Below are 12,580 nucleotides of genomic sequence, written 5' to 3'. Positions count from 1 at the left end.
GAAAACCGCCATTGTAGCCGGTGCGCCTGGGTGCCGCCCGGCCTTGCGCGGCGCCGGGCGGCGCGCCAAATGAAAACCCCCGCCGGCGAACCGGGCGGGGGCAGGATCGGAGTGCTCGCGGCGCCGCGTCGCTGCGCGGCGAATGGCCCGGCCGCGCGAGGCGCCGGGCCGCGGGTCGTCAGTGCAGCACGACGGGCATCATCATCAGGCTGTCGAATTGTCCGAGGAATTCGTCGACTTCGTCGAGCGACGGCTCATCCTCGATCAGCTGCTTCACGTGCGCGCGGAATCGTTCGGCAAGTTCGCCGTCGATGAAGATCTCGCGCTGCGCGTTCTTGTCGACGATTTCGTAGCCACCGGCATTCATCAGGTGATGGCCGGCCTGCGGCGCAAATTCGACGACGCAGTAGTTGGGGCTGTTGTAGATCATTTGCATGGCGGCACTCCTCTTCGCAGTGGCATCTGGCCTTGTTGTCCCCTAGGTGGGGCGGGCCTTGCCGGTTTCAAGGGGCTTGCGCTGCACACCCCGTTCCCGTTTGCTGGGGTGTATCGGTTAGAAGCCGATGTCTATGAAACGTTTCTTATTGTCTGCCGGTGGACGGAAATAGTTGTTAAAGAGTGTCATCGGCCATTTCGACGAAATCTGTAATCGGTCGAATTTGCCGATCCGTGCGCGTTCACTGTGTGACAGCCGACGATGCAGGCGGTTGCCCGCTCGCCGGCGGCGCGGGTTGCGCCGGTTCCGTCGGCGGTGCGGACGTTGCATCGGGTGGCGTTGCGCCGGCGGGCGCGTTCGTTGCGCCGCCTGTCGGCGCGGTGTCGGCAGGCACATCCGGTGCCGCGAGCCGACCATGCCATAGTAGCTCGATCTGCGCACCGTTCGGCTCGGTTTGCACGAGCCGCGCGGGCAGCCAGCCGAGCGACGGCGCGAGCCACATGTCGATGCGGCGCGTGTCGCCGTCGCGGCGCGGCAGGCGCATGAAGTGCCGCGCGTCGATGATGCCGGTCTGCGTCTGCACCTGCTCGTTGCCGATCACGGTGATCGGCCAGGTCTCGCCGCTGTTGTTGTCGATCACGAAGAACTGCTGCGTGACGCCCGGCTGGTACGCGGCAGGGTTGCCGCGCACGAGCCCCGACAACTGCATCAGCATGCTGAAGCGGTCCTGCACGCCGTCGGGCAGCGGTGCGTTGTTCGGCGTGCGCGTGAACACGACCTGGCGGATCTCGCGATTGAAGATCGCGATGTCTTCCGGCCGTTTGCCGCGCTTCTCGACGTACCGGTCGGGCGCGACGCCGAACGCGTCGATGCGGCCTTCGCTGCGATAGGTGAACGGGCCGACGAACGGCACCGGCATCGACACCGACAGGTCGTAGGTGTGCCCGTCGGTGCGCCAGCGGATCGTGCCGATCATGTTCTGCATGCCGTTGTAGAACGTGTCGTACTGCAGGTCGCCGGACGGCGGCGCGGCGAACTTCACGCCATGCGTCGCGGGGCCGGGCGTTGCGGCGCTGCTGGCGCCGGCGGCCGATGCGGCGTGCGCATCCGACGCGCCCGATGCGCCCGATGCGCCCGGTACGCCGCTCGCAGCGGAGGCGGCGGCCGGCGGTTCGCCGCGCTCGGCCGTCTGCGTTGCCGTGAGGACCGGCTCGGGCGACGGTGCGGGCTTCGGCGCGGCCGCCCCGGGCGCAGCCGGCGCGGGGGTGGCCGGATGCTCGACGGCCTTCGGCGCGCTCTGGCGTTCGATCGGTTGCGGCTTCAGCAGCTCGATCTGCACGGGGATCTCGGCGGGCGGCGGCGGCGTGAACGATTCCCGGTTGCGCATCAGCCAGAACGCGGCGAGCGCGTGCAGCACCAGCACGACGACGAGCGCAATGCCCACGCGCAGCCAGCGGCGGGGCAGGGCGTGACTCGGGCGGATGTCGGCAGGCTGCATGGGCATCGGAACAGGATCGGGGCGGTCGCGTGACGTCGGGCGCGCAAGCGCGCCACAGGAATCGGACCGTCGGATGCGCTACGCGTTCGCGATGCGTGACACGGGGCGAACCGGGGGGCGTCAGGCGTCGCGCGCGTCGGGACTATAGCCGAGTTCGTAGGACAGTTTCTGCGCGCATGCACGCAGCGCGGTGTCGATCTCGCCGCCCCATGCGATGTCGAACGAGCCTTCCTGGCCGAGTGCGACGATCGCGAGCGCGAGTTCGCCGACCGCGTCGAACACGGGCATGCAGAACGCGTGGATCGTCGGCAGCAGCATCCCTTCGACGCGCGCGGCTTCGTGCTGGCGCACGCCGGCAAGCACCGCGTCGACCTCGTCGAGCGTGCGCGGGCCGCCGTGGTGCGGCGAACGGCGCGTATCGGCGAGTTCGCGCTCGAGCATCGCGGCGGTCTTGCTGCGCGGCAGGTACGCGGCGAACAGCAGCCCCGTCGCGGAGCCGAGCAGCGGCATCACGTCGCCGAGCTTCAAGGACGCCTTCGCCGGATGGCTCGATTCCATCCAGTGCACGATCGTCGGCCCCTGGTTGCCCCACACCGCGATGCCGACCGTCTGGTCGAGGCGGTCGCGGAATTCGGTCAGCGCGATCCGCGCGAGCTTCACGCCGTCGACACGTGCGAGCCGCGCGAGCCCCATCTGCAACGCGAAGCCGCCGAGCTCGTAGCGCCCGGAGACGGGGTCTTGCGACACGACACCGAGCCGCGAGAAGCTGACGAGGTAGCGGTGCGCCTTCGCAGGACTCATGCCCGCGCGCTGCGCGAGATCGCGCAGCATCATCGCGCGCGGTTCGCTCGTCAGCACGTCGAGCAGGCGGAAGCCGACCTCGATCGACTGGATGCCGGAACGGACCTTCTCGCCGTTCTCGCCGGAGGCGGCGTCGTCGGTGTCGGAGTCGGCGAGATCGTCGTCGGGAAGCGGGTTGGCGGGCATGGGCAACGGGTGCGCGAAAATGCGGCAGGAATCGGGGTGAAAACGGCAGGCGCGATCGTCGCGCGCCGCATGGATTCACCATCGTAAAATAGATTCCCTCCATCGTCACTACAACGGCAGAGTCCCCCTTATGAAACTTGCTTCGCTGAAGGACGGCACGCGCGACGGCCAGCTGATCGTCGTGTCGCGCGATCTGCACACCGCGGCGATCGCCGACGCGATCGCGCCGACGCTGCAGCGCGTCCTCGACGACTGGGCGTTCTACGCGCCGCAGCTGCGCGACCTGTACGACGCGCTGAACCACGGCCGCGCGCGCAACACGTTCGCATTCGATCCGGCCAACTGCATGGCGCCGCTGCCGCGCGCGTTCCAGTGGGCCGACGGCTCCGCGTACGTGAACCACGTCGAGCTCGTGCGCCGGGCGCGCGGCGCGGAGATGCCGCCCGAGTTCTGGACCGATCCGCTGATGTACCAGGGCGGCAGCGACGATTTCCTCGGGCCGCGCGACGACGTCGTGTGCCCGTCGGAAGCGTGGGGCATCGATTTCGAGGCGGAAGTCGCGGTGATCACCGGCGACGTGCCGATGAGCGTGTCGCCCGACGCCGCGCTGAAGGCCGTGCGGCTCGTCACGCTCGTGAACGACGTGTCGCTGCGCAACCTGATCCCCGCCGAACTCGCGAAGGGCTTCGGCTTCTTCCAGAGCAAGCCGGCCACCGCGTTCGCGCCGGTCGCCGTGACGCCCGACGAGCTCGGCGACGAATGGCGCGAAGGCCGCGTGCACCGGCCGATGATCGTCCACTGGAACGGCAGGAAGGTCGGCCAGCCCGATGCGGGCACCGACATGGTGTTCCACTTCGGCCAGCTGGTGGCGCACGCGGCGAAGACGCGCAACCTGCGTGCCGGCTCGATCGTCGGCTCGGGCACCGTGTCGAACAAGGACGCGAAGCGCGGCTACTGCTGCATCGCCGAGAAGCGTTGCCTCGAGACGATCGAGCACGGTGCGCCGCAGACCGAATTCATGCGCTACGGCGACACCGTGCGCATCGAGATGTTCGACGCGGCCGGCAAGTCGATCTTCGGCGCGATCGAGCAGTCGGTCGCCCCGCCCGACGGCACGGCGTAAGCGGCGCGGCGCACGCCACGCCACGGCGGAACCTGGCTCCGGCCCGCGCGCCGGGTTTCGCCTGATGTTTGAGTGCGCGGGCTTGGCTACACTCGATTCAAGAGCCTCGAACAAGGAGCGGCACATGGCCGATCTCGCCGCGTACAGCGGTTACGAAGCACTGAAGGTGACGCGCCGCGACCACGGCGTGCTCGACATCGTGATGAGCGGCGAGGGCGCGAACCGCAGCGGCCTCGCGACCGCGAACGCACGCATGCATCGCGAGCTCGCCGACATCTGGCGCGACGTCGATCGCGATCCCGACACGCGCGTCGCGGTGATCCGCGGCGAAGGCAAGGGTTTTTCGGCGGGCGGCGATCTCGCGCTCGTCGAGGACATGGCGAACGACTTCGACGTGCGCGCCCGCGTATGGCGCGAGGCGCGCGACCTCGTCTACAACGTGATCAACTGCAGCAAGCCGATCGTGTCGGCGATGCATGGCCCGGCCGTCGGCGCGGGGCTCGTCGCCGGGCTGCTCGCCGATATCTCGATCGCCGCGAAGGATGCGCGCATCATCGACGGCCATACGCGGCTCGGCGTCGCGGCCGGCGACCACGCGGCGATCGTGTGGCCGCTGCTGTGCGGGATGGCGAAGGCGAAGTACTACCTGCTGCTGTGCGAGCCCGTGAGCGGCGCGGAAGCCGAGCGGATCGGGCTGGTCTCGCTCGCGGTCGAGCCGGCCGACCTGCTGCCGAAGGCGTACGAGGTGGCCGAGCGGCTCGCGCACGGTTCGCAGTCGGCGATCCGCTGGACCAAGTACGCGCTGAACAACTGGCTGCGCTCGGCCGGGCCGACCTTCGATTCGTCGCTCGCGCTCGAATTCATGGGCTTCTCGGGGCCCGACGTGCAGGAGGGCATCCGTTCGCTGCGCGAGCGGCGCCCGCCCGCGTTCCCCGGCGACGCGCCGTTCTGACGCGCGCTATGATCGAACCACGCGCGGCTGCGCGACGCATGGCGGCCGCCTCGCTCCCCCAGTCAACCAGGATGCCCGTATGACGACCGATGCCTCCGGCGCCAACCCTTTCGCCGGCTTTGCCGGCTTCAAGCCCGCCGACATGATGGACCGCATGTGGGACATGATCCGGATGTCGCCGTTCGGCGGGATGACGTCTTTCCCGGGCGCCACGTCAGGGCTGCCGCCGTCGCTGTCGAGCATGTCCGACATGATGTCGCCGCTCACGAGTGTCGAGGAGCTCGACAAGCGGATCACCGATCTGCGCGCGGTCGAGCAGTGGCTGAAGCTCAACCTCAGCATGTTGCAGTCCGCGATCCAGGGGCTCGAGGTGCAGCGTGCGACGCTCGCGACGCTGCGTGCGTTCGGCGCGTTCGCGCAAAGCTCAATGTCGGCGGCCGAGGAAGCGGCCGTTGCAGCCGCGCAGGCGGCGAAGGCCGCGCCGTCCGGCGATGCATCGCCGGCGCCGGGTGCCGCCGATGTGCCCGCCGGCGACGCCGAGCAGCAGGCGTTCGACCCGGCCGGCTGGTGGAACCTGCTGCAGTCGCAGTTCAACCAGCTCGCGAGCCTTGCGATGGCGCAGCCGGGCATGCAGCCTGCTGCGCCGGACGGCGCGCCGCCGGATGCCGCTGCCGCGCCTGAGCCGGCCGCCAAGCCCGCACCGGCCGCCGCCGCGCCGCGCAAGCCGGCCGCGAAGCGCGCGAAGCCGTCCGGTTCGGCCGCGGCGCGCGCCGCCGCCGCATCGTCGCCCGAAACGCGTCCGCCGAAGCGCTCGACGTGACGCGGCGCAGGTAGCAGGTCGATCATGCGGCTCGCGCTCGTTCTGATGGGAGGCGGCGCACGTGCCGCTTACCAGGTCGGCGTGCTGAAGGCGCTGGCCGAGATCGCGCGCGAGGCCGATCCGCAACGGCACACGCTGCCGTTCACGGTCGTGTGCGGCTCGTCGGCCGGCGCGATCAACGCGACGTCGATCGCGAGTCACGCGGACGATTTCTCTCACGGCGTGCGGCGCCTGCTCGAATTCTGGGAGCCATTGCGCGCCGATTACGTGTATCGCAGCGACTGGCTCGGCATCGCGGCCGCCGGCGCACGCTGGCTCGCGGCGATGACGTTCGGCTGGGCGTCCCGCCGCTCGCCGCGCGGGCTGCTCGACAACGCGCCGCTCGCGCACCTGCTGCAGCGCGAGCTGAGCTTCCACCGGATCGAGCAGATGCTCGAGGCCCGCCTGCTGCATGCGCTTTCGATCACCGCGCTCAGCTATTCGAGTGGCCGGCACCTGACGTTCTACCAGGCGGCGCAGCCGATCCAGGCGTGGCGGCGCGCGCAGCGTACCGCGCGGCTCGTCGACCTGTCGGCGTCGCACCTGCTCGCGTCGTCGGCCATTCCGTTCGTGTTCCCGGCCGTGCCGCTCGTGCTCGACGGGCAGATCGAATACTTCGGCGACGGTTCGATCCGGCAGATCGCGCCGCTGTCGCCGGCGATCCACTTCGGTGCCGACCGGATCGTCGTCGTCGGCGCGGCCGACCCGCGGCCCGAGATCCCGGCTGCGAACGGCGCCGGGCTGGTGCGCGGCTACCCGACGCTCGCGCAGATCGGCCAGCAGGTGCTCGCGAGCGTGTTCCTCGACTCGATCGGCTCGGACATCGAACGCATCGAGCACATCAACCGGATGATCGAGCACCTGCCGCACCAGGTCGAGATCGACAGCGGCTGGCGGCATGTCGACGTGCTCGCGATCGCGCCGTCCGAGCGCATCGAGCTGATCGCCGCGAAACACCTGAAGCAGATGCCGGCACCGATGCGCGGGCTGCTCGGTGCGATCGGCGGCAGCCAGCCGGCCGGCGCGTCGTTTGCAAGCTATCTGCTGTTCGAGGAGGCCTTCACGCGCGAACTGATCGAGCTCGGCTACGTCGACGGGCGCGCGCAGCGCGACGCGCTGGCCGGCTGGATCGCGCAGGCGGACGGCGGCAGCGCGCCGGCGGCCGGCACGCCGCCGGAAGACGGTCTTGCTGCCGGCGAAATACGGGTCTGACACGCGCAGGGGAATGTAAGGTTGCGTTTTCGCCACGGTCGACCGCGACGGATCGCCGCACCCGCGGTGGGCGGCGCGCGACCGGGCAGGCGTCTCGGAACCGTCATGGACGCGTGATATCATGGCCGCCGCCGTATACACCATATCGAGCAGCCCGCCGATCCGGCATCCGCACGGGACCCTCCGGGGAACCCGCCTGGGGCAGGGGACGGGCGCGTCAACGAGCCGGCCAGCGCCGGCCCCCACTCAGGCAAGCGCGGCCGGCTCCGTCCGAACGGAGCGGGGCTGCGGGATGCCCAACGGCGGCGACGCGGCCGCCCGGCTGTCGGACGAGGAATCCCCGTCCGGCGGGCCGGTTTCCCGCGTAAAATTAGAGTCTTGGCTGCAAAAAGCGCGCTCGGCGTGCTTGCGCGGCAACAGTCACGTTTAGAGAAGTCGCATTGCGCAGAACAGGGGTGGGACCATCATGAACACGATGCTTTATCCGGAACTTTACAGGTCGCTCGAAGCTGTCCGCTGGGACATGGAGAAGGACATTCCGTGGGACAAGTTCGACGCTTCGCTGCTCACCGACGAGCAGGCGAAGACGATCAAGATGAACGCGATCACCGAATGGTCGGCGCTGCCCGCGACGGAAATGTTCCTGCGCGACAATCAGCACGACAGCGACTTTTCCGCATTCATGAGCGTGTGGTTCTTCGAAGAGCAGAAGCATTCGCTCGTGCTGATGGAATACCTGCGCCGCTTCAAGCCGGAAATGGTGCCGACCGAGGAGGAGCTGCACGCGGTGCGCTTCCAGTTCGACCCGGCGCCGCCGCTCGAGACGCTGATGCTGCACTTCTGCGGCGAGATCCGCCTGAACCACTGGTATCGCTGCGCGGCCGACTGGCACACGGAGCCCGTCATCAAGCAGATCTACGAAACGATCTCGCGCGATGAAGCGCGTCATGGCGGCGCGTACCTGCGCTACATGAAGAAGGCGCTGAACAACTGCGGCGACGTCGCGCGTGCCGCATTCGCGAAGATCGGCGTGCTGATGGCGTCGGCGCGCCGCACCGAGAAGCCGCTGCACCCGACCAACCTGCACGTGAACCAGGCGCTGTTCCCGCGCGACACCGTGCAGTCGCGCCTGCCGGATCCGGAATGGCTCGAGCGCTGGCTCGACGAGCAGATCCGTTTCGACGGCGAGTGGGAAAAGAAGGTCGTCGAGCGCATTCTGCACAACCTGTCGATCCTGTTCGAGCGCACGTTCGCGACCGCGCAGGAGCTGAACCGCTACCGCAAGGAAGTCACCGGCCGCCTGCAGGCCGAAAGCGGCCCGTCGTCGGCTGCGCAGCCGGCCTGAGGCCGGCAGGTGCCGCCGCCGGCGTGAATCGCGCCGGGCCGTGCGGCGCCGTGCCCGTTGCATGAAGCCCGCCTGGTGAGTCCGGCGGGCTTTTTATCTGGCGCCGCGCGTCGCGCGCGCCGTTGTTCATTCCGTCCGACCTTCGCCATGTCCGCCACTTTCGAACGCAAGCTGATCACCCGTGATGCCCTCGTCGCGCTGCGCGCCTCGCTGCCGTCGCCCGTCGTGTTCACCAATGGCGTATTCGACATCCTGCATCGCGGCCACGTCACGTATCTCGCCGACGCGAAAGCGCTCGGCGCGTGCCTGATCGTCGGCGTGAACAGCGATGCGTCGGTGCGCATGCTCGGCAAGGGCGACGACCGGCCGATCAACCGCGAAGAGGATCGCGCGGCACTGCTCGCGGCGCTGGAAAGCGTCGACTGGGTCGTGACGTTCGGGGAGAAGACGCCGGTGTCGCTGATCGAGGCGGTCCGTCCGGACATCCTCGTAAAGGGGGGCGACTACGACATGGATGCGCTGCCGGAATCGGCGCTCGTGCGCGGCTGGGGCGGCCGTGCGCTGGCGATTCCGTTCGAGCACGACCGCTCGACCACCGCGTTGCTGAAGAAGGTGCGCGCGCAGCAGTCCTGAGCGCGGACCGGCGCCGTCAGGGCGCGGACGCCGCGAGCGGCGCGGTCGTGACGGCCGGCGGCGCGATCGGGCCGCCGACGACGGGCTGGTCGGTCGCCTGCGCGAGCGGCGTCACGCGCAGCGCATCGGGCCGCACCTGCCGCGACAGCACGCCGGGTTCGCGCGGGCCGGCCGACGGCAGCGGCCCGAACACGCCGTGCGCCACCACGAACGCGAGCATGTTGGCGAGAAAGAGAACAGCGATCAGCCAGCGCAGCATCGTCGAAACTCCTTGTCGTCATCGACGTGGTTCACGTCATTCAGTCGAGCCGGCCGCAGGGCCGGCTTTTTCATGGTTTCCGCCGGTCGTTCGCGCGGGCCGCCGGCGCGGTACCGCCCGTACCGCATCGCCACGCACCGGCGCGATGGCGGTGCCTTTCGCTTCCCATCAATCCTGCGCCGCTTCCGCGGCAATCAGCGCGAGCCCGGACAGGATCAGTGCGTCATGCCGCGTATGCGGGACCGTCAGCGCACGCGCGATGTCGTCCGCCGCACCGCCGGCCAGCACGAGCCGCACGGGCGCCTGCCACGCTTCGGCGAGGTCGCGCGATGCGCGTTCGATCAGCCCGGCCTGCGCGTACAGGCAGCCGGCCGACAGCGAGCGCGGCGTATCGACCTGGAACGGTTCGGCCTGCGCGCCCGCGAGCAGCCCGCTCGCGACGTCGGTGGTCAGCGTCGGCAACTGCGCGGTGTGCGTGCCGAGCGCGCGCATCATCAGCGCCCAGCCCGGCGCGATCAACCCGCCGGTGAAGCGGCCGTCCGCGCGCAGTGCCTCGAGGGTCGTCGCGGTGCCGAACGTCGCGATCAGCAGATGCTCGCCCGGAAACGCCGCGTGCGCGCCGATCAGGCCGGCCCAGCGGTCGCTGCCGAGCTGTTCGGGCGTCGTATAGCCGTTCGTCACGCCGCATTGCGCGGGCCGCGAGCGGATCGTCGTGCGCGGCAGGCCTGGCCAGCGCGCGTCGAGCAGCGCGTCGATCCGTGCGGCCGCGTCGGCGCCCGCGACGTTCGAGATCCACGCGCCGCGCGGCTGCGGCAGTTGCGACCAGTCGGGGTCGGCGCCGCCGTCGCGCGTGTGGCCGAACGCGCCCGTGTCGACGAGCGTGCGCTGCGCGTCGGCGAGCGCCCACTTGATCCGGCTGTTGCCGGCGTCGATCAGCAGGTGCGGTTCGCTCATTGCGCTTCGCGCAGCGACACGTCGCCGGCCGCGATCGTCTGCACGCCGTTCGGCGTGTCGAGCAGCAGTTGCCCGGTCGCATCGATGCCCGTCGCGATGCCGCGCGCGCGTTCGACGCCCTGCTCGAGCAGCACGACTTCGCGGCCCGCGTACGCATGGAGCGCGTGCCAGCGCGGCAGGAACGGCGCGAGGCCGTCGGTGCCGAACTGCGCGAGCGCGGGCGTGAGCGCGTTCAGCGATGCGGCGAGCGTATCGGTGAGGTTGGCCGACGCGCACGCGATCGACAGTGCGGCCGGCGGCAGCCCGCTCGCGAGCGTCGCTTCGCGCGCACGCAGCGCGTCGACCTGCGCGGCGACCGCTTCCGCGCCGCGCACGTTGATGCCGAAGCCGATCACGACGGCGGTGGCGTCGGCAGTGGTCCAGACGGTTTCGATCAGGATCCCGGCGAGCTTGCCGACGATGCGCGGCGTGCCGTCGTCGTCGGCCGTCAGCAGCAGGTCGTTCGGCCATTTGAGCGCGACGCGCGTGCGGGCGTCGAGCGGCAGCGCGGCCAGCCCTTCGGCGAGCGCGACGCCGATCGCGATGCTCAGGCCGCCGAGCGCGTCGACGGGGCGCGGCACGATGCAGCCGACCGAGCAGAGCAGCGCATTGCCGGGCTGCGCGAACCACGGGCGGCCCTGCCGGCCGCGGCCGGCCGTCTGCTCGAACGCGACGCGCACGAGTGGCGCGGGCAGTGCTTTTGCGCTGCGTGGCAGCGCCTTGAGCCGCGTCGCGACGTCGGCGTTGGTCGAGCCGGTGGCCGCGACGATGTCGAGCGGCCACGCGCGCGGCGCGGCATCCAGATGGGCCTCGAGCCGGTTGCGCGCGATGTGCGCGTCGCCGGAATCGGGCGTGTCGGGGGAGGTGGGGGCGTTCATGGTGGGTATTGTAGCGACAGGGGGCGTTGGCGCGCGCCGGACGGCGCATGCGACCGGCAGGGCGGCGGAGCACCGCCGCGCCGCCTAGTGTTGCTTTTCCATCCGTTCCAGCGCTTTGATGTCGTCTTCGGACGTCATTTCGCAGGCGAGCAGCGTCTTGCCCTTCAGCGCCGGGCCCTGGCGGGCCGACACGAGGATCAGCGCGCCACCGGGACCGCGGACGGTCAGCCGGCGCGAATAGCCGACGGACGACGCGCCTAGCAGGTGGCCCTTCTCGAGCGTGAGCCGGTAACGCTCGGCGAGCTGGCTGGCGACTTCGCCGTCGACGAGCACGCCGATGCCGGTACTGACGAATACGACGTGCCGGGTCGTGAAGCCGTCGCGGCGAATCGGCTCCGGCAGGCGATAGACCGCGGCGCCGAGCATCGACTCGTCCGGCTTTGGATCGGCCGCCTTCGCGGTGTTGTAGATCGAGTCCATCAGGTCCGACGTGAACGGCGGCTTGCAGAGCGCGGCGTTGAAGATGTCGTAGTGTGCGGGCGGCGCGGCGAGGGCAGCGAGCGGAGCGGCCGTGACGGAAACGACGGCCACGCCAAGGGCGGCGCGAAGCCGCGACAGGCGATCGGACATGATGCAGTGCTCTCAGGTTTTATCGTGAGGCTGCATGTTAAGGCATTGCCGCGCGCGTATCGGCGGGCGGGCTTGCGCCCGCGCCCCGCGCCCCGATGCCGCTTCCGGACGATCGATGCACGGAGCACGGGCGGTGCGTGTCACGCCGCCGGCCAGATCGCGCGCGCGTCCTGGCCGGACGGCCGTCACGGCGCCACCACCGGGTGCTTCAGCGCGTGCGCGGTCTCGATCCACTGCGCGTGGAACGCGTCCGCGTCGGGCTTGAGCCCGAGCTCGCCGTTGCGATAGGCCATCGCGAGCGTCTGCACGGCTTCCGGCAACTCGTGCTCGGCCGCCCGGCGATACAGCGCCAGTGCGCGCGCGTCGTCGCGCGGCACGCCGCTGCCGTCGCGGTACGCGTTCGCGAGCATGAAGTCCGCGGCCGGGATGTCGGCTTGCGACGCGACCTCGAACCAGTGCGCGGCCTGCACGGGATCGGCGGCGACGCCGTAACCGCTGCGGTAGATCAGCCCGAGGTAATACGCGGCGGCCGGGTCGCCCTGTCCGGCCGCTGCGCCGAGCAGCGCGCGGGCGCGTGCGTAGTCTTTCGGGATGTCGCTGCTGCCGAGCAGCAGCGCCTTGCCGAGCGCGAGCTGCGCGCGCCGTGCGGCCGGTGCGTCGGCCTTGGCGTCCGCCGCCGCGGCTGTTTCCAGCCAGCCGCGGCCTTCGTCGCGCAGCCCCGGTTCGCGCGCATCGACGAGCGCGATGCCGAGCGCCGCCTGGGCGGCGCCCGAGC

General features: G+C 70.3%; 14 protein-coding genes. 6 read left to right on the top strand and 8 right to left on the bottom strand.

What is annotated here, in order from left to right; genetic code table 11:
- Positions 1-178: 178 nt before the first annotated feature.
- The 3 genes from BLA15945_RS31460 to BLA15945_RS31450 form a co-directional block, all read right to left on the bottom strand.
- Positions 179-436 carry a BTH_I0359 family protein gene (locus tag BLA15945_RS31460; RefSeq protein ID WP_006477667.1) on the bottom strand — a complete coding sequence of 86 codons (258 nt, stop codon included), beginning with the start codon at positions 434-436 and terminating at the stop codon, positions 179-181.
- A 241-nt stretch (positions 437-677) separates the two neighbouring features.
- A complete protein-coding gene (locus BLA15945_RS31455; RefSeq protein ID WP_174994216.1) occupies positions 678-1,940 on the bottom strand; it encodes a DUF3108 domain-containing protein in 1,263 nt (420 codons plus the stop codon).
- A 114-nt stretch (positions 1,941-2,054) separates the two neighbouring features.
- Positions 2,055-2,921 (bottom strand): IclR family transcriptional regulator, encoded by an 867-nt coding sequence (locus tag BLA15945_RS31450; RefSeq protein WP_059233074.1) that lies wholly within the window; start codon positions 2,919-2,921, stop codon positions 2,055-2,057.
- 130 nt (positions 2,922-3,051) lie between these two features.
- Between BLA15945_RS31450 and BLA15945_RS31445 the strand changes: the two genes are divergently transcribed.
- The 6 genes from BLA15945_RS31445 to rfaE2 all read left to right on the top strand — a co-directional run bounded on the left by BLA15945_RS31445 (position 3,052) and on the right by rfaE2 (position 9,045).
- The gene (locus BLA15945_RS31445) at positions 3,052-4,044 is read left to right on the top strand and encodes a fumarylacetoacetate hydrolase family protein (RefSeq protein WP_059233075.1); all 993 of its coding nucleotides are present in this window, start codon (positions 3,052-3,054) and stop codon (positions 4,042-4,044) included.
- A gap of 124 nt (positions 4,045-4,168) precedes the next feature.
- A complete protein-coding gene (locus tag BLA15945_RS31440; RefSeq protein WP_174994215.1) occupies positions 4,169-4,996 on the top strand; it encodes an enoyl-CoA hydratase/isomerase family protein in 828 nt (275 codons plus the stop codon).
- A 79-nt stretch (positions 4,997-5,075) separates the two neighbouring features.
- Positions 5,076-5,816, top strand: a complete 741-nt coding sequence (locus tag BLA15945_RS31435) for a PhaM family polyhydroxyalkanoate granule multifunctional regulatory protein (RefSeq protein ID WP_059233077.1) — start codon at positions 5,076-5,078, stop codon at positions 5,814-5,816.
- A 24-nt stretch (positions 5,817-5,840) separates the two neighbouring features.
- A complete protein-coding gene (locus BLA15945_RS31430; RefSeq protein ID WP_059233078.1) occupies positions 5,841-7,067 on the top strand; it encodes a patatin-like phospholipase family protein in 1,227 nt (408 codons plus the stop codon).
- Positions 7,068-7,533: 466 nt separating this feature from the next.
- On the top strand, positions 7,534-8,412 hold the full coding sequence (locus BLA15945_RS31425; RefSeq protein ID WP_011353352.1) for a ferritin family protein: 879 nt from the start codon (positions 7,534-7,536) through the stop codon (positions 8,410-8,412).
- A gap of 147 nt (positions 8,413-8,559) precedes the next feature.
- A complete protein-coding gene (gene rfaE2, locus BLA15945_RS31420; protein WP_012329309.1) occupies positions 8,560-9,045 on the top strand; it encodes a D-glycero-beta-D-manno-heptose 1-phosphate adenylyltransferase in 486 nt (161 codons plus the stop codon).
- A 16-nt stretch (positions 9,046-9,061) separates the two neighbouring features.
- Here the strand turns inward: rfaE2 and BLA15945_RS31415 are convergent, their stop codons facing one another.
- From BLA15945_RS31415 to BLA15945_RS31395, 5 genes are all read right to left on the bottom strand, one after another.
- Positions 9,062-9,304, bottom strand: a complete 243-nt coding sequence (locus BLA15945_RS31415; protein WP_059233079.1) for a hypothetical protein — start codon at positions 9,302-9,304, stop codon at positions 9,062-9,064.
- Positions 9,305-9,472: 168 nt separating this feature from the next.
- Positions 9,473-10,258, bottom strand: a complete 786-nt coding sequence (locus BLA15945_RS31410) for a type III pantothenate kinase (RefSeq protein WP_059233080.1) — start codon at positions 10,256-10,258, stop codon at positions 9,473-9,475.
- On the bottom strand, positions 10,255-11,175 hold the full coding sequence (locus tag BLA15945_RS31405) for a biotin--[acetyl-CoA-carboxylase] ligase (RefSeq protein ID WP_059233081.1): 921 nt from the start codon (positions 11,173-11,175) through the stop codon (positions 10,255-10,257). Before BLA15945_RS31405 ends, BLA15945_RS31410 begins: the two co-directional genes overlap by 4 nt.
- A gap of 84 nt (positions 11,176-11,259) precedes the next feature.
- Positions 11,260-11,805 carry a hypothetical protein gene (locus tag BLA15945_RS31400; RefSeq protein ID WP_059233082.1) on the bottom strand — a complete coding sequence of 182 codons (546 nt, stop codon included), beginning with the start codon at positions 11,803-11,805 and terminating at the stop codon, positions 11,260-11,262.
- Positions 11,806-11,990: 185 nt separating this feature from the next.
- Positions 11,991-12,580, bottom strand: a 590-nt coding sequence (locus tag BLA15945_RS31395) for a tetratricopeptide repeat protein (RefSeq protein ID WP_174994214.1), incomplete at its 5' end; no start/stop codon positions are given.

Origin of the sequence: Burkholderia arboris (assembly GCF_902499125.1) — a bacterium.
Lineage (GTDB): Bacteria > Pseudomonadota > Gammaproteobacteria > Burkholderiales > Burkholderiaceae > Burkholderia > Burkholderia arboris.
Note: the sequence above shows the minus strand (reverse complement) of the source record. Positions and strands in the feature narration are given on the sequence as shown.

What these genes read in the sequence shown, in the direction of transcription:
- BLA15945_RS31415 (WP_059233079.1), bottom strand. Translation starts at nt 9,304, where the DNA reads ATGCTGCGCTGGCTGATCGCTGTTCTCTTTCTCGCCAACATGCTCGCG.
- BLA15945_RS31435 (WP_059233077.1), top strand. Translation starts at nt 5,076, where the DNA reads ATGACGACCGATGCCTCCGGCGCCAACCCTTTCGCCGGCTTTGCCGGC.
- BLA15945_RS31410 (WP_059233080.1), bottom strand. Translation starts at nt 10,258, where the DNA reads ATGAGCGAACCGCACCTGCTGATCGACGCCGGCAACAGCCGGATCAAG.
- BLA15945_RS31400 (WP_059233082.1), bottom strand. Translation starts at nt 11,805, where the DNA reads ATGTCCGATCGCCTGTCGCGGCTTCGCGCCGCCCTTGGCGTGGCCGTC.
- BLA15945_RS31440 (WP_174994215.1), top strand. Translation starts at nt 4,169, where the DNA reads ATGGCCGATCTCGCCGCGTACAGCGGTTACGAAGCACTGAAGGTGACG.
- BLA15945_RS31450 (WP_059233074.1), bottom strand. Translation starts at nt 2,921, where the DNA reads ATGCCCGCCAACCCGCTTCCCGACGACGATCTCGCCGACTCCGACACC.
- BLA15945_RS31445 (WP_059233075.1), top strand. Translation starts at nt 3,052, where the DNA reads ATGAAACTTGCTTCGCTGAAGGACGGCACGCGCGACGGCCAGCTGATC.
- BLA15945_RS31425 (WP_011353352.1), top strand. Translation starts at nt 7,534, where the DNA reads ATGAACACGATGCTTTATCCGGAACTTTACAGGTCGCTCGAAGCTGTC.
- rfaE2 (WP_012329309.1), top strand. Translation starts at nt 8,560, where the DNA reads ATGTCCGCCACTTTCGAACGCAAGCTGATCACCCGTGATGCCCTCGTC.
- BLA15945_RS31460 (WP_006477667.1), bottom strand. Translation starts at nt 436, where the DNA reads ATGCAAATGATCTACAACAGCCCCAACTACTGCGTCGTCGAATTTGCG.
- BLA15945_RS31430 (WP_059233078.1), top strand. Translation starts at nt 5,841, where the DNA reads ATGCGGCTCGCGCTCGTTCTGATGGGAGGCGGCGCACGTGCCGCTTAC.
- BLA15945_RS31455 (WP_174994216.1), bottom strand. Translation starts at nt 1,940, where the DNA reads ATGCCCATGCAGCCTGCCGACATCCGCCCGAGTCACGCCCTGCCCCGC.
- BLA15945_RS31405 (WP_059233081.1), bottom strand. Translation starts at nt 11,175, where the DNA reads ATGAACGCCCCCACCTCCCCCGACACGCCCGATTCCGGCGACGCGCAC.